Source organism: Butyrivibrio sp. INlla21 (assembly GCF_900116875.1).
Lineage (GTDB): Bacteria > Bacillota > Clostridia > Lachnospirales > Lachnospiraceae > Butyrivibrio.
On record NZ_FPCC01000039.1, the window covers coordinates 1 to 20,455 of the forward strand.

The following is a 20,455-nucleotide window of genomic DNA, read 5'->3' on the forward strand; positions in this document are numbered from 1 at the left end:
ATCGTGTTTGTCTTTAGCGACATCAATTCCTACATAGATCATATAGAACCTCCCGAAAAATAGTATTGATACTGTTTCAAATCCACAGGGCTCCTTGCAATCGTAACCTACTTCTTGATAAACCGTCATGCGGTAACTAACTGATTAACAAATAAACAAAGAGACTGTGGTTGGAGCCTTACTTAAACCGTCTATGCGGTAGGAGAAAACAACCAATCCACAGCATCTTAAACAGCATAGTCGAACCTATTGAAAAGGTAAAGAAAGACTATGACTAATACTAATAGTAGGAGAATTAACAGTGAATTCGAATAATTTTTCTTTCAGAAAAGTAAAAAAAGATCCTGCAGATATCAGCGCCGTAGTCGGAATATATAATTCAAACAAGGATTTTTTGATTCATCATTTGGGAAAAGAGAAGGTGACATCAAGCTTTATTTCTCACGAGCTTCAAGAAATGGAAGAGCATGGATTCAGCTCGAATCTGATAATTGAAGCAGGAAGTCCGATCGGCGTGATCGACTATATGCTTCAAGATGACGGATATGTATATCTTTCAATGTTGATGCTTGCTTCATCGGTTCAGAAAAGCGGAAAAGGAAAGGCAATTTATAAGTGCTTCGAAGAAAAGATGATTGCTTCCGGAGCTAAGACGATCCGAATAGATGTGGTTGATGATCACGAGCCAAATGTAATCCCTTTTTGGGAAAAACAGGGATTTTCTTCAAAGCGCAGAGATGTGTTGACGTGGGGCGACAAGACCTCAAACGTCACTGTGATGGAAAAGAAAATGAGTCACATTTCTGAGGCAAAGATTTCCAATCATGAGAGAGGTGCTACTTTTGAAAATGATGGTTTATTTATAAAAGAGCAATCATTACAGACAGAAAAGGGTAGTGTCATATACTGGAAATCAGATAATTGGAAAAAAGACGCAGATACAATCTTTTTTCTGCACGGGCTTACAGCCGACCATACCATGTTTGACCGGCAAACGTCTTATTTTGAAAAAGAATACAATGTTATAGTTTGGGATGCTCCGGGGCACGCGCAATCAAGACCGTTTAAGGATTTTGACTACGCGGATGTGGCCGAGTACATTAATTCCATTTTGGATGAATGCGATGTTAAAAGAGTCTTCTTAGCAGGTCAGTCGCTTGGAGGTATGCATGCGCAAGCTTTTATAAAAAGATATCCCGATCGTGCAAAGGGGCTTATATCGATTGACAGCACGCCTTACGGATTTGATTATTATTCCAAATTTGATATTTGGATACTTAAACAAGTTGAGTGGATGTTTAACCTTTATCCGCTAAGAGCAATGAAAAAGGCTATGTCAAAGCAGGTATCGGTTACTCAGGAAGCATATGACAATATGATGAATGCTCTTTTACCTTATGAAAAAAAAGAGATTTGTCATCTTGTTGGAATGTCGTATGCAGGTTTCCTTGAAGATAACTGTAACCTGGAAATTTCATGTTCTGTTCTTTTGATCTTGGGTGAAAAAGATAAAACAGGTAAAGTTATGCAGTACAACAAAGCATGGGCGAAAAAGACCGGATATCCCCTTAAGATTGTCAAGGATGCCGCGCACAATGTGAACGTGGACAGACCTGATGAAGTTAATGCATATATTCGTGAGTTTATGGAGGAAATATGGACCTAGGGGGACGGGGGTAGCGGTCCATTTTTGAAGGTACTATGTGAACGGAAAAAGCGGAGTTTGAGGAAAAAACGGTATGGAATTCAGAAGATTGAATATTTTGGATTTGAAGTCTTTGCTGGAATTATATCGGCAACTTGATAAAAATGATGAACAGAGTTTGTTTGAGCAAAGCGAAAGAGTCTGGCGGGAAATAGAAGATGATCCCAACATTCAATACTTTGGTGCTATTGAAAATGGCAAGGTTGTATCGACTTGTTATGCCGTCTATATACCGAATCTGACTCGTGGCAACAGAGGTATCTGCTTCATCGAGAACGTGGTCACGGATAAGCAGTATCGGAATTGTGGCTTGGCGTCAAAGGTTATAGATATGGCGGTTTCATTTGCTAAAGATCGTCATTGCTATAAAGTAATACTGCAAAGTGGAGCGGCCCGGACTGAAGCACATCGGTTTTATGAGCATGTAGGCTTTGACGGAGCATCGAAAAAAGCGTTTGATATGCGGCTGGAGTGATGGATTCCGGTTTACGAGGAAAAGAAAAATGAAAATAAGAGCATTTAATCTCGACAAAGATTTTGACGTGATCAAGACATGGATCACAGATGAAAGAACACATATGATGTGGTGCGCCAATCTGATTCCGTATCCCATCGAAAAAGAAACACTTAGGAGTTTTTTGTCAGAAATAGCAGAAAGATTTGGAGACAGTCCTTTCGCTGCGGTAGATGATGAAGGGCGTGCTGTTGGATTTTATTGCTACTCACTTAATCACGAGACTCATGAAGGGATGCTAAAGTTTGTTATAGTGGATGCATCTGTTCGTGGTCAAGGAATCGGAAAAGAAATGATCAAGCTAGCCGTTTGCAAGGCCTTTACTGATCCGGAGGCTGTGGCTGTACAACTTAATGTCTTTCCGGAGAATGCAAGAGCTAAGAGATGCTATGAGGGTGCCGGCTTTACAGAAAGGCAGATTACTCCTAACGCATTCAAGTATAAAGATGAGTCTTGGGGTAGATGTAATATGATTATAAAACGTTAAATCTGAAGTTAATCGCATAAATTCAAGTTTGTAGGTGGAACGATGAAAGCACTTATTATTAATTGTAGCCCTGTTCGTACAGGAGCAACTGCGGAAATAGTTAAGCTGGTATCAGAACAGTTATCATCGAAGTATCGAGTGAAAAGAATTTGCATTGATGATTATGCTTTTGCTTTTTGCAGAGGATGTCGTTCTTGTCACAACACGGCGAAGTGTGTAATGGATGATGCGGTTGCTCTAAGAACCGGACCGAATATGCCGGAATGTGAGAAGATAATCGGTAGTATAGAGCATTTTTACGGTCATCTGGAAATAGAATGTAAAGGTCATTTAGGGGTGACATCAATTGAATACAAAACAGATGTAGAACCCAGAAAACAAGAGATTATAGATTTCTGCAAGAATATTTAAATATTACAGTTAAATCAAATACAAAGGAGAATATGTTGAAATGAGCTTAGCAATATCGAAACTGGTCAGTAGTATTATACAGATTATTCTGTTTTCGTTAATCCCATTTATCTGGTGGTTAATTACAGCTAGAAAGGAATGCGGTTTCCTTAAATGGATTGGACTAAAGAAGCCGGAGGGTGAAAAGCATAAGACTCTGTTCTGGATTGCCGGTGTGTCTGTCGCATTTCTTATTTTATCAGTCGTCATATTATACTTATTAAAAGGAGTAGAAACAGCAACATCTGATTTTTCGGGACATGGAGCAGCCGCGATTCCGGCTATCCTTATCTATGCTATTTTAAATACGGCGCTGTCAGAAGAGATTTTATTCAGAGGTTTTCTTTTGAAGAGAATCTCAAATAAGATTGGGGTTACAGTCGGAAACATCATTCAGGCGACTCTATTTGGTTTGCTACATGGCGTTATGTTTTATTCAGCTGTAGGCATTGTTAAGGCGTTGATCGTTATAGTTTTTACCGGTGGGATTGGCTGGTGTATGGGATATACAAACGAAAAGATTGCAGGAGGTTCTATATTGCCAAGCTGGTGTATTCATGCATTAGCAAATATTTTTTCGGGAATATGCTCGGCGTTTTTATTGTTCTGAAACATGATGATTGCCGATTATATCGGAAGATGATTTTATAACTCGCATCAGCAGAATCATTATAATGACCTCAAAAACGGAGGTGCATTAGAATGAATAAAAAGTATATTGGATAAAATTTCAGTATATCTTACTAAGGAGAGTTCATGATAACAGTAAATCTGTATTATAAGGGAATAAACGGAAATGCACGTGCGTTTGCGGACGAAATGGAATCATCAGGTATCGCGGAGGCTATTCGAGCAGAAGAAGGGAATCTGCGGTATGAATATTTTCAACCTCTCAATGATCCCGAGACCGTGTTGCTCATTGATTCGTGGTCAGATCAGGAGGCTATAGATGCACATCATGCTTCTCCAATGATGAAGCAACTAACCGAGCTTCGCAATAAATATGATCTTCACATGAACGTGGAACGATTTGTTAGCGACGAATATGAATCGGATGAGAAATACTTAAGAAGATAATAACTTACAGGATAATTGGCTAAGGATGGCAACGTACCATCTTGGAAGACAGCCGAAAAATGTGGATTTAAACTGATGGAAACCAAGATGTATAAGGACATTGATGGCGAGAAAGAAGAACTATACAGATTCTACGTGGTAAAAAGATAGTAGATAAGGAAAATATATTCCAGCATAATTGACGATGAGGTATTTGAATGATTATTCGAAAATATGAAGAAAAAGACATTCATATGATGACAGAAATCTGGAATGAGGTTGTCGAGGATGGAATAGCGTTTCCTCAGGAAGATCTGCTTGACGATGTGTTAGGTCGGGAGTTTTTTGAATCGCAGAGTTATACCGGAGTCGCTGAAGACGATGGACAGATTGTTGGTTTATATATTTTGCATCCGAATAATGTTGGCAGATGTGGACATATTTGTAATGCAAGTTATGCAGTAAGTTCAAAGTGCCGAGGGCAGCATATTGGAGAGAAGCTGGTATTATACTGTCTATCCAAAGGTAAAGAACTTGGCTTCCGGGTATTGCAGTTTAATGCTGTAGTTGAGAGCAATGTGCATGCGAGACATTTATATGAGCGATTAGGCTTTGTGCAGTTGGGAACGATACCGGGTGGATTCAGAATGAAAGACGGGCATTACGAGAATATCTGTCCGTACTATCATACACTTTAACTTTCAGTATAATTGATTATCAAAACAGAGGAGGAGCTGATATGAACGCAAGGGAGTATTTAGAGATATTACATGTTGCTGAAAGACTGAAAGATACGCCTCGCCATTGCACTACATCGAAAAGAAGAACTGAGAGTGTGGCAGAGCACAGCTGGCGGATTTCGCTAATGGCATTTCTTCTTAAACATGAGTTTGCAGATTTAGATATCGATAAAGTTGTGGATATGTGTCTTATTCATGATCTTGGGGAGTGTTTTACCGGTGATATTCCGACATTTATAAAAACTGATTCCGATAGAGAGGTTGAAGATTCTCTTTTGAACCAGTGGGTAAAATCTCTCCCGGAGGAACTATCAGGGGAAATAGCTGCTCTTTATGAAGAAATGGATGCCCAAGAAACGAAGGAGGCTAAGCTGTACAAGTCATTGGATAAGCTTGAGGCATTGATTCAACACAACGAGTCCCCAATTGATACATGGGCTGAAAATGAGTATGAACTCAATAAAACATATGCCTTTGATACAGTATCCTTTTCTGAATGGCTTACAGACCTTAGAAAAGTGATTCTTGAAGATACCTTAGAAAAGATAGAAGAAAAGGTCTTACCATAAGTCGGAGGTAAAAATTCTTTTCGAGACATTTTGGGGAACTTTTTGACGCTGATCATCACAAAAAAGTTCCCTATTTTTAATTTGAATTTTAGGGAACTTTTTGATATATTTCTATTAGGAAAGTTCCCTAAAAGGAGAAATCGATGGATAATAAGTTGGAAACAATTAAGAGTTTATTGCAGGATAAAGCTGATCTTCAGGCACGTCTAAACCTCATACCTTATGACGGATCACCGGAAGTGAAGGAAAACTCCAGTGGCAAATACTTGTATATAAGAAAAAGAGTAAATGGAAAACTCACATCAAAATATGTTGATGTTTACTCAGATAATCTGTATCAGTTGCTTCTTAGGAACGCTAGAGAAGTCAGAGAGTTAAAAAAGAATATTCGGAAAATAGATAAGCAACTTGCAGAAGTTGGATATAGTCCTACTGAACTATCTACAGATGTTGTTATGAATTTGGACTTTGCCAGAGCCAATATGAAATCAAACATCTATGATCAGGCTGTTTTGGAGGGAGTAGCAACGACTTTCCCACAGACAGAGGAAATATTGGAAAAAGGTATCGTCAACGGCATGACAGCGGATGATGTGCAAAAAATCTTGAATCTTAAGCATTCTTGGGAGTTCATTCTTGACCAGGATGTTATACAGGCTGAAACTGACTACTATTTACTATGTCATGTAGCAAAGCTTGTTAATGAAGGATTTTTCACTTATGGTGGAAAGATACGTAGTGTACCTGTAACTATAGGAGGCACAAGTTACGTACCACCTATTCCTATAGAGTCAGTGGTTATAGAGAACATAAACGAAATAAGAGTTTCTGCGAAAGCGGATATAGACAAAGCAATAGAATTATGCATGTATTGTATGAAAACACAGGTCTTTGTTGATGGTAACAAAAGAGCCTCGGTTATATTTGCAAACCATTACCTTATATCTCATGGGCAAGGACTTCTTGTCATACCAGAGAAAGAAGTGCCCGAGTTCAAGAAATTGTTGGTTGCATACTATGAAGGTGAAAATATCAATGTGATATCTGATTTTCTTAAAGAAAAATGCTGGAAACGGATGGAGTAACTAAATTTTACTAATTGTAAATTCAAATTTGTAGAGTGATTAAATTTCAGCATAATTGACGAGGTGTATCTAAAATGATAATACGAAAATATGAGGAAAAAGACCTCCAGCAGATGATAGACATCTGGAATGAGGTTGTTGAAGCTGGAATAGCTTTTCCGCAGGAAGACTTTCTTGATCCTGTGTCAGGGAAAGAATTCTTTGAATCACAGAGTTATACCGGCGTAGCAGATGATGATGGTCAGATAGTAGGCTTATATATATTGCATCCGAATAATGTTGGTAGATGTGGGCATATATGTAATGCGAGCTATGCGGTAAATTCTAAGTGTAGAGGGAGGCATATCGGAGAAAAACTTGTAAGTGATTGTTTGCTTAAAGCGAAAGATATCGGGTTTAGAGTATTACAATTCAATGCTGTAGTAGAAAGCAACATCCATGCAAGACATCTATATGAGAGACTTGGCTTTGTACAACTTGGAACTATCCCTGGCGGATTTAGGATGAAGGATGGACATTATGAGAATATTTGCCTATACTATCGCACACTTTAACTTACAGTTATTGAAACTATTATCGGGGAATAAACATGGATGTATCATCAGTTTATTAGGCAGAGAAAGGAATGGGAGTATAAATGTTTTGCAAAATCGATTCGCTTTATATATGCGTTAATGATATGGAACGTGCAATTAAATTCTATGAAGAATTCTTTGAGCAAGAAGTATCGGAAAAAGGAGATGCTGGCAGCTGTTTCGAAGTAGATGGTTTTCGATTCAACCTGTTTGCTTATAAGGTTGTAAATGAAAAGCACATATTTGGTAGCAACTGTCTTCCGAGTTTGCATTTTGATACGCTCGAGAAGATGAAGGAAAAACTTGAAGGTAAAGAGATATGTTTTCCGTTGATGCAGATCGGTAAGAATTGGGTTGCGGAATTTGTCGATTCCGAGGGCAATCATATAGAGGTATACACTGCAGTTTCACAGTGAGTTTTGATCTGGTGGCAGATATATTTATCCCGAAGTTAATCGCACAAATTCAAATTTGTCGATGCATTATCTTTCAGGATACATCCCTTGGGGATTGTAGCGGAAACTTACAGTTAAAATGACATCTTCACTTGTTTTAGGAATTTCTCTGCTATAGGCGTAAAGGTCTGGTATTTGTTCCAGATAAGATACAGTTTTGTTTCCTGCTTTGGAAACAGCGGTTTGAATATCAGGTCGCTTTCCTCGGAACAGTTGATGAGATGCTCGAAAGTAAGGAGGATGCCGAGACCTTCTTTTGCAAACATGGAGGCATTATAAGAAAGCCGGAAAGAGCCTTCCAGATGGAGTCTGGGATAGTGTTCTCCCGCCCATTCAGGTATTTCAATATTCCAGCTTTGTTCAGAGCAGTAAAGAGGCTGTCCGATAAGGTCAGTTGCTTTTATGCTCTTTTTCTTTGCAAGTGGATGTTTTTTTAACATGACCGCACCCCAGAGATCGGAATCAGGGAAGACAAGATATTCGTATTTGTCCGTGTTTGGTGTTTCACATATTACTCCAAAATCCAGAAGTCCTTTGTCGAGTTTTTCCGTAACCTGTTCAGTGTCTCCGCTGGTGATATGGTATGTAAAGTTTGGATACCTGTCCTTCAGTTTTTTTATCTCACGTGCAAGCAGACTGATCTGATAGGATTCTGCCAGACCGAAATAGATGTCTCCGCCTGTGATGTCATCGAGGGAGATGAATTCCTGTTCAATTTTATCTGCCATTGCTACAAGATCTTCTGCACGGTCACGCAGAAGCATACCCTCATCGGTAAGTTTGATGGAGAAACTGTGACGGGTAAACAGTTTTTTACCCAGTTCATCTTCAAGTGATTTTAAGACCTTTGATAAGGTCGGTTGTGTAACATGTAGGATTTCCGCAGCGTGTGTCATGTTTTCTTCTCTTGCAACTGCAAGAAAATAGCGAAGGTTCTTTATTTCCATCTTAGTAGTTCCTTTCTATGATATTCCATTATGGAATATCACGATATTCATTTTATTTATTAGCGAAGATCATGTCAATGCATTATTCTTAAATTAGAAAGACAAAAGAAGTGTTTTAAGAGGAAAATGCACTTATGGAAATGGAACTGAAGGCAATGCTTGATAATTTAGCGGATGCAGGATGCACAAAACATGATGCTGAGATTGCAGGAGAACTGTACAAAAACGGACAGGCAGATGAGCTGATCCGATTCTTAAAGAAATGCAGATGCAGCCTTATGGATGAGATGCATGAAAGCCAGAGAAAAGTAGACTGTATGGATTTCCTGATCCGGCGGGCGGAGAGGAATGCGGCAAAGTAAAAAAATATGGAGGACAAAGCAATGATCAAAGAAGAACTGAAACTGGTACAGGAATGGGACAAGACTTTTGCAAAAAGTGATAAGGTAGATCACAGTAAGGTGACATTTGTAAACAGATATGGAATCACCCTTGCAGCTGATATGTATGTGCCAAAGAATGTGGAAGGAAAGCTTCCGGCTATCGCAGTAAGTGGACCGTTTGGAGCTGTGAAAGAACAGTGCAGCGGATTATATGCGCAGACTATGGCAGAGAGGGGGGTTCTGACGATTGCATTTGATCCCTCGTTCACAGGCGAGAGTGGCGGAAACGTCAGATATATGGCGTCACCCGATATCAATACGGAAGATTTTATGGCGGCTGTGGATTTTCTTTCTCTGAATGAAAAGGTAGATCCTGACCGGATAGGAATCCTTGGCATTTGCGGATGGGGCGGCATGGCAATCAATGCGGCTGCACTTGATACAAGGGTAAAAGCAACGGTGGCTTCCACTATGTACGATATGACAAGGGTGAATGCAAACGGATATTTTGACTCTGCGGATTCTGAGGAAGCTCGTTATGAGGCGAAGAAGACACAGTGTGCACAGCGCCTGGAAGACCTTAAGAATGGCGAGTACAAGCTTGGCGGTGGTGTGGTGGATCCGCTTCCGGAGGATGCTCCGTTCTTTGTTGTTGATTATCACAAATATTACAAGACAGACCGTGGGTATCACGCAAGATCACTTAACTCCAATGGTGGTTGGAATGTGATTGGATGTGAATCGTTTGTTAATCAGCCAATTCTTAAGTACAGCAATGAAATCAGAAGCGCAGTTCTTCTCATTCATGGTGAGAAAGCACATTCCTGTTATTTCTCAAAGGACGCTTATGCTGCGATGATAAAGGACAGCAAGTATACGGAAAATAAGGAGCTACTGATAATTCCTGATGCAGTGCATACCGATCTGTATGACGGAGGCGGAAAGGATGCAATCCCGTTTGATAAACTGACTGAGTTTTACATGGAGTATTTGAAATGATAAGAACGATTCATTTGATAATCTTAGTAGTACTGTCCTGCACAGTACTATCAGGCTGTGGAACGACCGTGAAGGAAGTGGAAACAATTACAGAATACGAAAACGTCACAGAGCAGGAGGACGAGATTATCATGGTTATGACGATCAACGATACTAAAGTGGATGTTACATGGGAAAATAATGCCTCTGTGGCTGAACTGAAGGAGCTTGCAGAAGATGAGCTTACGATATCAATGTCTATGTACGGAGGCTTTGAACAGGTAGGACCTATCGGAAAGAGTATCACACGAGATGATAAACAGACGACTACATCGTCAGGAGATATTGTCCTTTATTCTGGAAATCAGCTTGTAGTGTTTTACGGATCTAATTCATGGGCATATACGAGACTGGGGAAAATAAACCTGAATGAGAAAGAACTAAAGAATCTACTTAGTAATGGTGATGTTACAATCACATTAAGTATGGAATAAGAAGGATACATGGCGAAGAAGATACTCATACAGGTTGTTTCGGATTATGTTATTGCGAGAATCTGATACTAAACTTTTTAAAGAATATTGCCGATATAAAAGATAGCAATGGAAATGCGTGTCTTTTCAATGGATTGACCATCCTTGAAAGGGCACTTTTTTTATGGAGGCGAGTATGGGAATAGCAGCGATAGCAAATGATCATTGGGAACAATCTTATAATTCTGCAGTAGGAAAAGAGAGTGTCCCCGGCGTAGACAAGACAGAGAGCTTTGGGCAGACACTGCAGGCTGAAACCGAAAAGAAATGTCCGTATAGCTTTTTGGCGAAGGATGGCGTCATACAGTATAACGGGGTTACTTTTGTCTGCGATTATGAGCAGAACGCCATAACTTTGGGAAATATGTATGAAAAGGATAAAGTCCTTAGGATATCTCTTCCCAGCGGCGGAAGCCTTCATGTCAACATAGACAAAATTGATGATTTGGCAAGAGCGGCGGACATGTTTACACCGGAGGATCTAAATGCCATAATGCGAGCTATCCATGAATATAATCATTGCACGAGGAAACGCCTGGAGATAGAAGAGGAAAAAGTCGAAGAGCCGGCGGAAGCGGCCGCGGAATCGGAAACTCCCGATGCTGAAAATGATATTGAGGAAGACGAAAATTCGCTTGTTTCACAGATAAATGCATTCAGAACGGAGCTGTACTACAAGCTTATTAATAATGAGACTGAGATCAAGATTAGGATAGGCAGCCAAGAAATGAGCCTTAAGGAATGGGATAAGCTCATGGACAGAGTGGACAAAGAGCTTGAAAACATCCACGAAGCCCTTCTTGAAAAAGAGGAAAAACAGGCGGAAAAAGAAAAGGAAGAAAAGATCAGAAAACTGTTTGAAGAAAGAAATAATGATAATGATTTATCGGAGATTTATCAAAGACTGGGTTGATTTATTTATCACATGGATATACAATGTATATACATAAAGGAGGTATTGCTTATGCAGGTTCAAGTTAAAGCATGGGGCAATAGTCAAGGGATTAGAATTCCCAAAGAAGTGCTTCAGGAAGCGGCTTTTTCGGTAGATGATGTTCTAGATGTAAAGGTTTCAAATGGTATGATTATGCTTGTTAAATCATTTCGTCATAGATCATTGGAAGAGCGTGCCGCCGAGTATGGTGGAAAGCTTAATCTTGATGGTGAATTTGACTGGGATGAACCGGTAGGAAGAGAGATTTGGTAATGAAAGAAGAATTGCATCAGGGGGATATTCTTAAGATAGAGCGTGTCAAGAAACCGGTTCTTCTTGTAAGTAAGGATTTCTTTAATAAAACTTATGAGATAATTGGTTGTCCTATCTACGAAAAGGGAGAAGCGGGACCATTACATATATTCATCAAAACTGAGAATGTTGAAGGGTATGTGCAGTGTGAAAAACTGGCGCTCCTTGATCTGAATATTAGAGGATATTCAAAAATAGATAGCATTCATTATCCTGACATTATAAATATTACAGATGCTATTCAGGGGATTTTTGATTACATCTAAACGAAACAAAGCATTTTTTTCAGTAATATGAATATATAGCCATTTTCGCAAGGTGAATTGTGCGAAAGTGGCTATCTTTGTTATATAATATAGCCACAGACATAAGAGAGGACCCGGTATGAATATTCAAGATTATTGGCAAGCTATAATTACACAAAATGAGAAAAAACTCAAAACTTTTTTTACCGAGGACGCAGTCATTCGTTGGCTTTGTACGAATGAGCAGTTTACGGCCTCTGAGTACATTACTGCAAATTGTAAATATCCGGGCAACTGGATCGGTGAGATTGAGAGAGTAGAGGAAAACGGCTCAAAAACGGTTATCGCAGGTGCGGTTCAATCAACGGACGGATCTATAAAATGTCATGTTGTGAGCTTTATCAAATTAAAAGATGATAAAGTCTTCGAGATGGATGAATATTGGGCGGACGACGGAGAAGCGCCACAGTGGCGAAAAGAGCTTGGAATTGGAAGACCGATTGGAGGAGAGTAATCATGACAGTTGAAAAAGCAGGAACTCAAGATATTGACGACCTTGTCCAAATGCGCCTTTCATATCTGGAAGAGGATAACGGCAGCCTTGATGATAATGATACTGTTTTGATTCGCAGGAATCTTCCCGATTATTTCAGGGAACATATAGACAGAGATCTTTTTGCTTATGTGATAAAAGAGCATGAAACCATTGTATCATGCGCTTTTTTGCTTATTACGGTTAAGCCCATGAGCCCTTCTTTCATAAACGGAAGAACAGGAACAGTACTCAATGTCTATACCTGCCCGAATTACAGGCGCAGAGGCTTCGCGAAAATGATAATGGAAGCGCTGCTTTCGGATGCAAAGAAACAGGAATTATCGGTTGTCGAGTTAAAGTCAACGGAAGACGGCTATCCTTTGTACAAGGCACTTGGCTTTACCGACGATCATTCCAAATATCATTTAATGAAGTGGAAAAATAGCTAGCGCAGGGTGAAAAAGACATTTGGTGACGGGGAAAGCCGAAGGGATGCATGGAACCGTCTCAGACCTTTTTACGAAGAAGTGATGGCTTGCAATGAAGAGAACGTTATAATCGTTTCTCATGGTGATCTTCTTAGCATTTGGAATGCCATGTATCTGGGGCTTGCCGTTGAATCTTTTTATGAAGTGGATATTCAAGGCGCCGCCGGTGGCGTATCCCACATGATCATTGACGATGCCGGAAAGCATCTGGTTAAAAGTATCAATGACATGTCGTATATGTTGTAAGATAGAAAAAGGATATTGTATTGATGTGGAGGTTTTAGAGATGACGAATGAAGAATTAAGAAGCAGCATAGTTAAAGTGTTGGAAGAGATGAAGAATAAGGCTCATGACATGGGCATAAAGGGTGTAGCTGTTGCATCTGTGCTTAACAAGGGAGAATCTGTAGATTGGATCGGTGAAATGAAAGTAGTGGATACTCCGTTCAACTTCAATGAGGGTTGGAATCTTGTTGGCATCGCGTGGGCAAAATGTGCGGAAGCAATGGCTACAGAAGCAGACAGCGGTAATCCCGACCATAAAGCGATACTTGGTGAATGCGGTTTCGTAGGCGGGGCTTATGAAGAATACAAAGGTTATAAGATGTCTTTTGCATTCAGCGGAGCTCTTTCTGAGGAGGACCTCGAAGTAGCAAAGTATGGAATTGAAAAGATGAAACAGGAACTGTGAAACACAATTTGAAAGGGTAAAAATGGAACTGAAGAAGATTGAGCATAAGCTGTCCGTTTGTAAAGTGGCAGATATTTCGGATATAGACCTGACTGCAGAATTTTATTTTGTCGGAAAGACAGATGAAGAGCTTTCACTTGTTTGCAGAACGGAAGACGCACCAATAAAGACGATAGAACGTGATGATGGATGGAGAGGATTTCGTATCCAAGGAATCCTTGATTTTTCATTGATCGGAATCTTATCTAAATTGTCCGGTATACTCGCAGAACACAAAATTGGAATCTTCGCTGTTTCAACCTATAACACAGATTATATTCTTGTAAAAGAAGAAAACTATGAACGTGCGCTGGAAGTATTGGCTTCTGAAGGATATAAAGTGATATAAGATCCCGGGTGTGCGTAATAACGTTAAATCCTTAAGAAAACAGGTCAAAATCTTAAGGATTTTTTTCTTTATTCCTGTTACCTTCTGTGCTAGAATCATGTTTGTGCTCGCATCTGAGCAAAAAATTCTAAGTTACATTCTATTATTCACGGCTTTCGCCATCAGATTCCTAAGAAGTAACTAAAAGTAATGAAAGAAGGTTATAACATGAATATTGACAATCAGAAGTACAAGGACACTGTGTTCAGAAAGCTGTTTCACGATAAGCGGCGGCTTCTTGAACTATATAACGGTGTTAATCACAGTAATTATGACAATCCGGATGATCTGGAAATCACTACACTTGAAGGCAATACTTTTCTTAACATGAAAAATGATCTGTCATTTATCTTTGATTATGAGCTAAGCCTCTATGAACATCAGTCTAGTCCTTGCCCCAACATTCCGTTAAGAGATCTTGAATATGTGGCAAGCATCTACAAAAGGATCGTTCCTACTGAAGATACTTATAAGTCTCATGCCATAAGTATTCCTACTCCGAGATTCATCACATTTTACAATGGAACAATTAAGCTAGAAGATGAAAAAATCTATAAATTATCGGATCTGTTTGCGAAAAGAACGGACAATCCCGAGTTAGATCTTATTGTTAAAGTCATAAATATCAACGAGGGCCATAATAAAGAACTTATGGAGGACTGCAAAACCCTTAAAGAGTATTCCATTTTTGTATCAAAAGTGCGAAAATGTATAAAAGAAGCTAAAGAGCGAAACAAAGAAATGAACGATATTATCGACATGAATGACATTACTCAGAAAGAAGTTGTTAGCTTGGCAATATCAAGAGCAATCGATGAATGTATTTCTGAGGACATTCTTAAAGATTTCTTGCTTGAGAACAAAGAGGAGGTCATTGAGATGGGTGTTTTAGGATATAGTGCAGAGAGGCATCTTCAGGTCATACAGGAAGAGAGCTACGAGGATGGCGTTAAAGCCGGCTATGATAAGGGTTATGGTAGCGGCTATGACAATGGCTATGATAAAGGTGAGAAAGACATCACAGAGTTATATGAATGGCTTTTTGAGAATAATCGTGTATCAGATGTTCAAAAGGCAAATAAAGATTCAAAGTATAGAAAAGATTTATTTGATGAATATGTAGCATCAAAAAAGAAAAACTAAAAAGAAGAAAGAGACTTTTTAAAGTAAATTCTTTGAAAAGCCTCTTTTTCTGTATTTGTATGAGGAAGATATGAACATTGAATACCGACCCGGAACCAAACAGGATTTAGATGATATTTATATTTTGATACAGCAGGCCATCGCTGAGATGGAGAAACATGGTATTTTCCAGTGGGATGACATCTATCCCGGACGGGAAGATTTTGAAAAAGATATTGATGATCACGCGCTTTATTTGGCGTATAAGGAAAACACTATGGCCGCTTTATATGTAATTAGCGGTGAGTGTGATGATCAATACAGTAACGGACAATGGAAATACGATAAAAAAGCGCATATATAATCCATAGATTCTGCGTTTCTCCGGCGTTTCAGAATCAAGGGATCGGTAAAGCTGTGTTGCAGCATATTGAGAAACAGATTAAAGGAATGGGATATGAATCAGTCAGACTGGATGCCTTTACGGAGAATCCTTTTGCCAATAAACTGTACTTACATAACGGATATGAACCCAGAGGATACGCAAATTGGCGCAAAGGTAAATTTGTTCTGATGGAGAAAAAATTGTAAATGAAAAAATTTGCTAAAATGATATCAGAAAAGAGATCTGTAGCCTATGGAGGTCATGCTGATGGAGATGAAGTCTATTCTGATCAAGGATACAACAAAAGAAGAGCGGGAGCAGATAGTAAAGAGCTCGCTTGAGTGTGGCGGAGGATGTGAGAATTGTTCGTCGTGCTGGCTTGGCGGCGGTAATCCCTGGGATATTTATCAGGATTATATTGACGGCAAGAAAGAGATCCGCGAGATAAATATGGAGTACATGGAAAAATACCGTCAGGACAGGCAGATTCATTGAGGGGATTTTGAGATTATGGTAAATGCACCTGAAATAAAAGATTCTACAACTGAAGAACGCAGAGCTTATATAAAAGAGAGATTCCCCTGTATTGCGGATTGTGATATGTGCGGGCTTTGCAAAGTTTTTCACGGAAAAGATGCTGAGACGGCCTATGCTGATTATATTAGCGGAAGTAGGTCGTTTATAGAAGTGTCGGCTGACTATAGGTGAGAGAATGATCATAAAACCATTAGACTATAAAAAATATAAAGGACAAAAGTACAAAGCGGAAGTTTCTTCAGATAAAAACTTATCCATAGAACCGAAAGGGGATGGATTCTAGCTTGCGGTGGAGAGACAAGATGATAAAAACTGAGCGACTGTTGATCAGACGAGTTGAAGCAGGGGATTGGCGTGCAATACAAAAGATATGGCTGGATGAAGCAGGTTCACAATATGCGCAATACGATAACATAAAGGAACTTGACGATAGGTCAGTATCTGACAGAATAGCCGTATGGGCGAAGGAAGCTAAGGCAAACGATCATATCTTTTTTGCTATCTGCTTAGATAAAGATATAATTGGCTATATTTCATTGAATCGAAGCGAGGATTCTTATGAAATTGGCTATTGTTTTCATTCAAAGTATCATGGAAAAGGTTATGCAAAAGAGAGTATCTCGGCAGTGCTTCCCTTTCTAAAAAGCATCGGCGTATCTAGGGTTACTGCCGGAACGGCAATAAATAATATACCGTCGATAAGATTGCTTAATTCACTTGGCTTTAAACAGATAGGAACGGAAAAAGTTTCTTTTTATAAAGATTCTAATGGAAATGATATATTTTTTGATGGTGGAGTATTTGAATTGAAGTTATTATGAAATAAGCTTATAAAAGGAATAAAGGAGTAAGATTATATGGGATTATTTAGAAAAAAGGAAAAAGTTTTGAAGCAGGATCTGAATCAGAAAGGAGATCATCCGGGGATGGTTTTCATGATCCATCTGCTTATGGAAGATAAGTGTGATATTCCGGAAAAAGAGTTTATGACTGGGATCATGCAGAAGCATCTTGGGGAAGTAAATTGCTTTTTACACAGCGATGAAATGGCGGGATTTTTACCCATGAAGTACTCAGTGCATTTTGAAAAAGACAATGCTGATGTTCCGCCTCAATTAATGATCATGAAATGCATAGATATAGAGCAGCCACTGCTGGATGATATAGCTAAAAGTCAGCTGTGGGATTGCCAAGATTCCGAACAGATTTTGAACACATGCAAATATCAAGTCATAGCCACAGATATGCTTGCAGCGGGATTGGATTATAAAGAACGCGCTGAAATGCTTGTAGACTATGTAGAAGCATTGGTAGAAATGTTTCCTACATGCAAAGCAGTTCTTTTCGAAAACTCAAAGAAGATGTATACGAGAGAAGCGATTCTGAATTGTTCAATTCCGAAAGAATCAAAATTCATATATTATGCCGTAAATGTGAGATTCTTTAACATTGAAGGCAGTGAGGATATGCTGGTAGACACTTTGGGAATGAGCACACTCTTTTTGCCGGATCTCCAATATCATTTCCACGGGATGGATCCAAACTCAGTCGTGAACCATGCTTACAATATGCTCTCTTATATTTTTGACAATGATAATCCGATAAAATCGGGCGATAACATTGATGGAATCAAGGATGGCAAAATGAGCCAAGAGATTCAATGGAAAGTTCAGTACGAGGATGCATTGATCCAGCCTGTAAGACCGGTTATTGATATAAATATGGGAGAATTTGCTTCAGGGAGTCGATAATGGCTTCCCCTAGGTACGGCAGCGGTCCGTTTTATCTATAAAAGGCTTTTAACTTAATCAAATTGGCAAATAATAAAACGGGAGACTAGATATGAAAGACACAAAGAGAAAAGAACTGAAGTTTTATATTGGTGCCGTAGGAATGGCTTTTTTTATGATCGGAGATTGGCTTCTCGATGCAGCGGGAAAAGGCGACACTGAGGTGGGAATTATCGCTCACTCAAATTGGCCGCAGATGGCCATGTGGAGATTTGTACTATCTGCAACGCTTGCACTTCTTGCGATGCTGCCGGTTTTCTTTGCTTCAGTAGAAGCAATCCGTATGACACGCGAGAATGAAGCAATGTCAGAGAGCGGAGCGAGTCGTTTTTGGAGTGGGGCGTATTGTCTTGGGAATATTTTGCTTATTTCATTTGGAAGCGGATTTCATATTATGTTGTGCGTATTTCCGATGTTTTACAAAACAATGCTGTCGCTGGGAATTTCATCAGACCTTGCTGCAAGCGCGGTTAACGATTCGGGAGCGCTTATTACAATACAGCTTATGATTGTATATCTGATCTGTGATTTGGGTGTGTCAATCGCATGGTACTATATGATCATCAGAAAAAAGCTTAATCTAAGCAAATGGGCACTTATTTGCTGCCCGCTGTCAACGCTGATAATAGATGTTTTTCTTAAGATGATTCCCCTGCAGTTCTTTAAAGATTTCACTGTTGCATTTGAATCATTAGGATGGCTTCTCATGTATATTGCACTTGCAAAGCATCTGAAGAAACAAGATTGTCCGTAATAACGTTAAATTCTTAAGAAGACAGGCTAAAATCTTAAGGTTTTTTTTCTTTATTTCTGTTACCTTCTGTGCTAGGATCATGGTTGTGCTCGCATCTGAGCAAATAATTCTAAGTTACATTCTATTTATCACGGCTTTCGCCATCAGATTCCTAAGAAGTAACAAAAAGTAATGAAAGAAGGTATATGAATGAGAATTGACAACCAGAAGTACAAGGACACTGTGTTCAGAAAGCTGTTTCATGATAAAAGTCGGCTTCTTGAACTTTATAACGGTGTTAATCACAGTAATTATGACAATCCGGATGATCTGGAGATCACTACACTTGAAGGCAATACTTTTCTTAATATGAAAAATGATCTGTCTTTTATCTTTGACTATGAACTTAGTCTTTATGAACATCAGTCAAGTCCATGTCCTAACATTCCGCTTAGGGATCTTGAGTATGTTGCAAGCATATATAAGAAAATAATACCTATTGAAGAAACATACAGGTCGAATCCGGTAAAGGTACCTACTCCAAGATTTATCACATTTTATAATGGATCAATAAAACTTGATGATGAAAAGATATATAGATTATCTGATCTTTTTGCTAAAGATACAGATAATCCGGAGCTTGAACTTATAGTAAAAGTAATAAATATCAATGAAGGCCATAATAATGAGCTTATGGAGGATTGCAAAACCCTCAAAGAGTATTCCATTTTTGTATCAAAAGTGCGAAAATGTATAAAGGAAGCTAAAGAAAGAAACAAAGAAATGAACGATATTATCGACATGAATGACATTACGCAGAAAGAAGTCGTTAGCTCGGCGATATCAAGAGCAATCGACGAATGCATTTCTGAGGACATTCTTAAAGATTTCTTGCTTAAGAACAAAGAGGAGGTCATTGAGATGGGTGTTTTAGGATATAGTGCTGAAAAGCATCTTCAGATTATTCAAGATGAGAGCTTTGATGCCGGAGTTACAGAAGGTGAAAAGCATTTAGGAGAACTCTGCGATTGGTTATTTGAGAATGATAGGATTACCGATGCTCGAAAAGCTTGTATAGACAGCGAATACAGAAAAAAGCTATATAAAGAGTTTTCATTAGCAAATAAGAAGAAAGATTGATATTATGAAAAGAGACATTTTGAAGATATAATCTTTAGAAAAGTCTCTTTTTTATATTAGATCAAATGGAGGACAAAACAGTTAAATGGTAATTGAAACAGAGCGCCTTAAGATCCGCATCGCATCAGATGACGAGATGAGAGGTATTATTGATAAGCAGACTGATGAGGAGATGATAAAAGCATTTAGTGAGATGCTGCAGGAATGCCTTGATCATCCGGAAGATAGACAATGGTATGCAACCTGGATGATAGAGAAAAAAGACGGAACGCATATCGGTGATCTTTGCTTTAAAGGGCTGAATTCCGATGGCTCGGTAGAGATTGGCTATGGGATTAATGAAGAAAAGCAAGGCCGTGGATACGCTACTGAAGCGACAGCCGCAGCCACAGCATGGGCTTTGAGGCAGCCGGGAGTCTCCCGCGTAGACGCAGAGACAGATCCTGATAACAAAAAGTCTCAAAGAGTTCTTGAAAAATGTGGTTTTGTTCCGTCAGGGATAATGGGCGAAGAAGGACCAAGGTTTTATAAAGAATGAGTATATAGGAGCTTCCTGTATGATTTAAATATAGGGAATTCCAATGAAGAAGGTGATTGATAAAAAGGAATACCTCTGAGTAGAATAAGATTTGCTGACGT

At 39.1% G+C, this 20,455-nt stretch carries 33 protein-coding genes; 32 read left to right on the plus strand and 1 reads right to left on the minus strand.

Annotated elements, in window-relative coordinates; genetic code table 11:
• Positions 1 to 301: 301 nt before the first annotated feature.
• The 11 genes from BM377_RS14775 (at position 302) to BM377_RS14825 (ending at position 7,597) form a co-directional block, all read left to right on the plus strand.
• Positions 302 to 1,666 (plus strand): alpha/beta fold hydrolase, encoded by a 1,365-nt coding sequence (locus BM377_RS14775; RefSeq protein WP_092250358.1) that lies wholly within the window; start codon positions 302 to 304, stop codon positions 1,664 to 1,666.
• 73 nt (positions 1,667 to 1,739) lie between these two features.
• Positions 1,740 to 2,180, plus strand: a complete 441-nt coding sequence (locus BM377_RS14780; protein WP_092250361.1) for a GNAT family N-acetyltransferase — start codon at positions 1,740 to 1,742, stop codon at positions 2,178 to 2,180.
• A gap of 28 nt (positions 2,181 to 2,208) precedes the next feature.
• Entirely contained in the window at positions 2,209 to 2,706 is a 498-nt protein-coding gene (locus BM377_RS14785; RefSeq protein ID WP_092250364.1) for a GNAT family N-acetyltransferase, read from the plus strand.
• 42 nt (positions 2,707 to 2,748) lie between these two features.
• The gene (locus BM377_RS14790) at positions 2,749 to 3,117 is read left to right on the plus strand and encodes a flavodoxin family protein (RefSeq protein ID WP_092250367.1); all 369 of its coding nucleotides are present in this window, start codon (positions 2,749 to 2,751) and stop codon (positions 3,115 to 3,117) included.
• 40 nt (positions 3,118 to 3,157) lie between these two features.
• On the plus strand, positions 3,158 to 3,766 hold the full coding sequence (locus BM377_RS14795; protein WP_092250370.1) for a CPBP family intramembrane glutamic endopeptidase: 609 nt from the start codon (positions 3,158 to 3,160) through the stop codon (positions 3,764 to 3,766).
• A 146-nt stretch (positions 3,767 to 3,912) separates the two neighbouring features.
• Positions 3,913 to 4,233, plus strand: coding sequence for a putative quinol monooxygenase (locus tag BM377_RS14800; RefSeq protein ID WP_092250373.1), 321 nt, complete (start codon positions 3,913 to 3,915; stop codon positions 4,231 to 4,233).
• A gap of 197 nt (positions 4,234 to 4,430) precedes the next feature.
• Positions 4,431 to 4,910, plus strand: a complete 480-nt coding sequence (locus BM377_RS14805; protein ID WP_092250376.1) for a GNAT family N-acetyltransferase — start codon at positions 4,431 to 4,433, stop codon at positions 4,908 to 4,910.
• Positions 4,911 to 4,951: 41 nt separating this feature from the next.
• Positions 4,952 to 5,521: an HD domain-containing protein gene (locus BM377_RS14810; protein ID WP_092250379.1), complete on the plus strand. Its 570-nt coding sequence runs from the start codon at positions 4,952 to 4,954 to the stop codon at positions 5,519 to 5,521.
• 143 nt (positions 5,522 to 5,664) lie between these two features.
• A complete protein-coding gene (locus BM377_RS14815) occupies positions 5,665 to 6,606 on the plus strand; it encodes a DUF6788 family protein (protein ID WP_092250382.1) in 942 nt (313 codons plus the stop codon).
• A 74-nt stretch (positions 6,607 to 6,680) separates the two neighbouring features.
• Positions 6,681 to 7,160, plus strand: coding sequence for a GNAT family N-acetyltransferase (locus tag BM377_RS14820; RefSeq protein ID WP_092250385.1), 480 nt, complete (start codon positions 6,681 to 6,683; stop codon positions 7,158 to 7,160).
• A gap of 83 nt (positions 7,161 to 7,243) precedes the next feature.
• Positions 7,244 to 7,597, plus strand: coding sequence for a VOC family protein (locus BM377_RS14825; RefSeq protein ID WP_092250388.1), 354 nt, complete (start codon positions 7,244 to 7,246; stop codon positions 7,595 to 7,597).
• A gap of 113 nt (positions 7,598 to 7,710) precedes the next feature.
• Here the strand turns inward: BM377_RS14825 and BM377_RS14830 are convergent, their stop codons facing one another.
• On the minus strand, positions 7,711 to 8,583 hold the full coding sequence (locus BM377_RS14830; RefSeq protein WP_092250391.1) for a LysR family transcriptional regulator: 873 nt from the start codon (positions 8,581 to 8,583) through the stop codon (positions 7,711 to 7,713).
• 134 nt (positions 8,584 to 8,717) lie between these two features.
• Here BM377_RS14830 and BM377_RS14835 point away from each other — a divergent pair, with 134 nt between their 5' ends.
• The 21 genes from BM377_RS14835 (at position 8,718) to BM377_RS14935 (ending at position 20,354) form a co-directional block, all read left to right on the plus strand.
• The gene (locus BM377_RS14835; RefSeq protein WP_092250394.1) at positions 8,718 to 8,945 is read left to right on the plus strand and encodes a hypothetical protein; all 228 of its coding nucleotides are present in this window, start codon (positions 8,718 to 8,720) and stop codon (positions 8,943 to 8,945) included.
• A gap of 21 nt (positions 8,946 to 8,966) precedes the next feature.
• Positions 8,967 to 9,965, plus strand: coding sequence for an alpha/beta hydrolase (locus BM377_RS14840; RefSeq protein WP_092250398.1), 999 nt, complete (start codon positions 8,967 to 8,969; stop codon positions 9,963 to 9,965).
• 77 nt (positions 9,966 to 10,042) lie between these two features.
• The gene (locus tag BM377_RS14845) at positions 10,043 to 10,438 is read left to right on the plus strand and encodes a cyclophilin-like fold protein (RefSeq protein ID WP_242948187.1); all 396 of its coding nucleotides are present in this window, start codon (positions 10,043 to 10,045) and stop codon (positions 10,436 to 10,438) included.
• A 175-nt stretch (positions 10,439 to 10,613) separates the two neighbouring features.
• Entirely contained in the window at positions 10,614 to 11,390 is a 777-nt protein-coding gene (locus BM377_RS14850; RefSeq protein WP_092250401.1) for a hypothetical protein, read from the plus strand.
• A 51-nt stretch (positions 11,391 to 11,441) separates the two neighbouring features.
• Positions 11,442 to 11,684, plus strand: a complete 243-nt coding sequence (locus BM377_RS14855) for an AbrB/MazE/SpoVT family DNA-binding domain-containing protein (RefSeq protein WP_092250404.1) — start codon at positions 11,442 to 11,444, stop codon at positions 11,682 to 11,684.
• On the plus strand, positions 11,684 to 11,989 hold the full coding sequence (locus tag BM377_RS14860) for a type II toxin-antitoxin system PemK/MazF family toxin (protein ID WP_092250407.1): 306 nt from the start codon (positions 11,684 to 11,686) through the stop codon (positions 11,987 to 11,989). The genes BM377_RS14855 and BM377_RS14860 overlap by 1 nt, the downstream gene beginning before the upstream one ends.
• 118 nt (positions 11,990 to 12,107) lie before the next feature.
• Complete coding sequence (locus tag BM377_RS14865; RefSeq protein WP_092250410.1) at positions 12,108 to 12,482, plus strand: nuclear transport factor 2-like protein; 375 nt, start codon at positions 12,108 to 12,110, stop codon at positions 12,480 to 12,482.
• A 2-nt stretch (positions 12,483 to 12,484) separates the two neighbouring features.
• Positions 12,485 to 12,952, plus strand: coding sequence for a GNAT family N-acetyltransferase (locus BM377_RS14870; protein WP_092250413.1), 468 nt, complete (start codon positions 12,485 to 12,487; stop codon positions 12,950 to 12,952).
• Between the two features lie 6 nt (positions 12,953 to 12,958).
• The gene (locus BM377_RS14875; RefSeq protein WP_092250416.1) at positions 12,959 to 13,237 is read left to right on the plus strand and encodes a histidine phosphatase family protein; all 279 of its coding nucleotides are present in this window, start codon (positions 12,959 to 12,961) and stop codon (positions 13,235 to 13,237) included.
• A 40-nt stretch (positions 13,238 to 13,277) separates the two neighbouring features.
• Positions 13,278 to 13,682 (plus strand): hypothetical protein, encoded by a 405-nt coding sequence (locus BM377_RS14880; protein WP_092250417.1) that lies wholly within the window; start codon positions 13,278 to 13,280, stop codon positions 13,680 to 13,682.
• Positions 13,683 to 13,704: 22 nt separating this feature from the next.
• Positions 13,705 to 14,070 (plus strand): ACT domain-containing protein, encoded by a 366-nt coding sequence (locus BM377_RS14885; RefSeq protein WP_092250420.1) that lies wholly within the window; start codon positions 13,705 to 13,707, stop codon positions 14,068 to 14,070.
• 207 nt (positions 14,071 to 14,277) lie between these two features.
• The gene (locus tag BM377_RS14890; protein ID WP_092250423.1) at positions 14,278 to 15,252 is read left to right on the plus strand and encodes a hypothetical protein; all 975 of its coding nucleotides are present in this window, start codon (positions 14,278 to 14,280) and stop codon (positions 15,250 to 15,252) included.
• A gap of 70 nt (positions 15,253 to 15,322) precedes the next feature.
• A complete protein-coding gene (locus BM377_RS14895) occupies positions 15,323 to 15,595 on the plus strand; it encodes a DUF4240 domain-containing protein (RefSeq protein WP_092250427.1) in 273 nt (90 codons plus the stop codon).
• Positions 15,595 to 15,822, plus strand: coding sequence for a GNAT family N-acetyltransferase (locus BM377_RS16780; RefSeq protein ID WP_442857316.1), 228 nt, complete (start codon positions 15,595 to 15,597; stop codon positions 15,820 to 15,822). The genes BM377_RS14895 and BM377_RS16780 overlap by 1 nt, the downstream gene beginning before the upstream one ends.
• A gap of 67 nt (positions 15,823 to 15,889) precedes the next feature.
• Positions 15,890 to 16,111, plus strand: a complete 222-nt coding sequence (locus tag BM377_RS14905; RefSeq protein ID WP_177223918.1) for a hypothetical protein — start codon at positions 15,890 to 15,892, stop codon at positions 16,109 to 16,111.
• A gap of 15 nt (positions 16,112 to 16,126) precedes the next feature.
• Positions 16,127 to 16,324: a hypothetical protein gene (locus BM377_RS14910; RefSeq protein WP_092250436.1), complete on the plus strand. Its 198-nt coding sequence runs from the start codon at positions 16,127 to 16,129 to the stop codon at positions 16,322 to 16,324.
• A 131-nt stretch (positions 16,325 to 16,455) separates the two neighbouring features.
• On the plus strand, positions 16,456 to 16,974 hold the full coding sequence (locus tag BM377_RS14915) for a GNAT family N-acetyltransferase (protein WP_177223916.1): 519 nt from the start codon (positions 16,456 to 16,458) through the stop codon (positions 16,972 to 16,974).
• A 36-nt stretch (positions 16,975 to 17,010) separates the two neighbouring features.
• A complete protein-coding gene (locus tag BM377_RS14920) occupies positions 17,011 to 17,904 on the plus strand; it encodes a DUF4261 domain-containing protein (RefSeq protein ID WP_092250442.1) in 894 nt (297 codons plus the stop codon).
• Between the two features lie 91 nt (positions 17,905 to 17,995).
• Positions 17,996 to 18,697, plus strand: coding sequence for a DUF6796 family protein (locus BM377_RS14925; RefSeq protein WP_092250445.1), 702 nt, complete (start codon positions 17,996 to 17,998; stop codon positions 18,695 to 18,697).
• Positions 18,698 to 18,886: 189 nt separating this feature from the next.
• Positions 18,887 to 19,816 carry a hypothetical protein gene (locus BM377_RS14930; protein WP_092250448.1) on the plus strand — a complete coding sequence of 310 codons (930 nt, stop codon included), beginning with the start codon at positions 18,887 to 18,889 and terminating at the stop codon, positions 19,814 to 19,816.
• A gap of 85 nt (positions 19,817 to 19,901) precedes the next feature.
• A complete protein-coding gene (locus BM377_RS14935) occupies positions 19,902 to 20,354 on the plus strand; it encodes a GNAT family N-acetyltransferase (protein WP_092250451.1) in 453 nt (150 codons plus the stop codon).
• Positions 20,355 to 20,455: the final 101 nt, after the last annotated feature.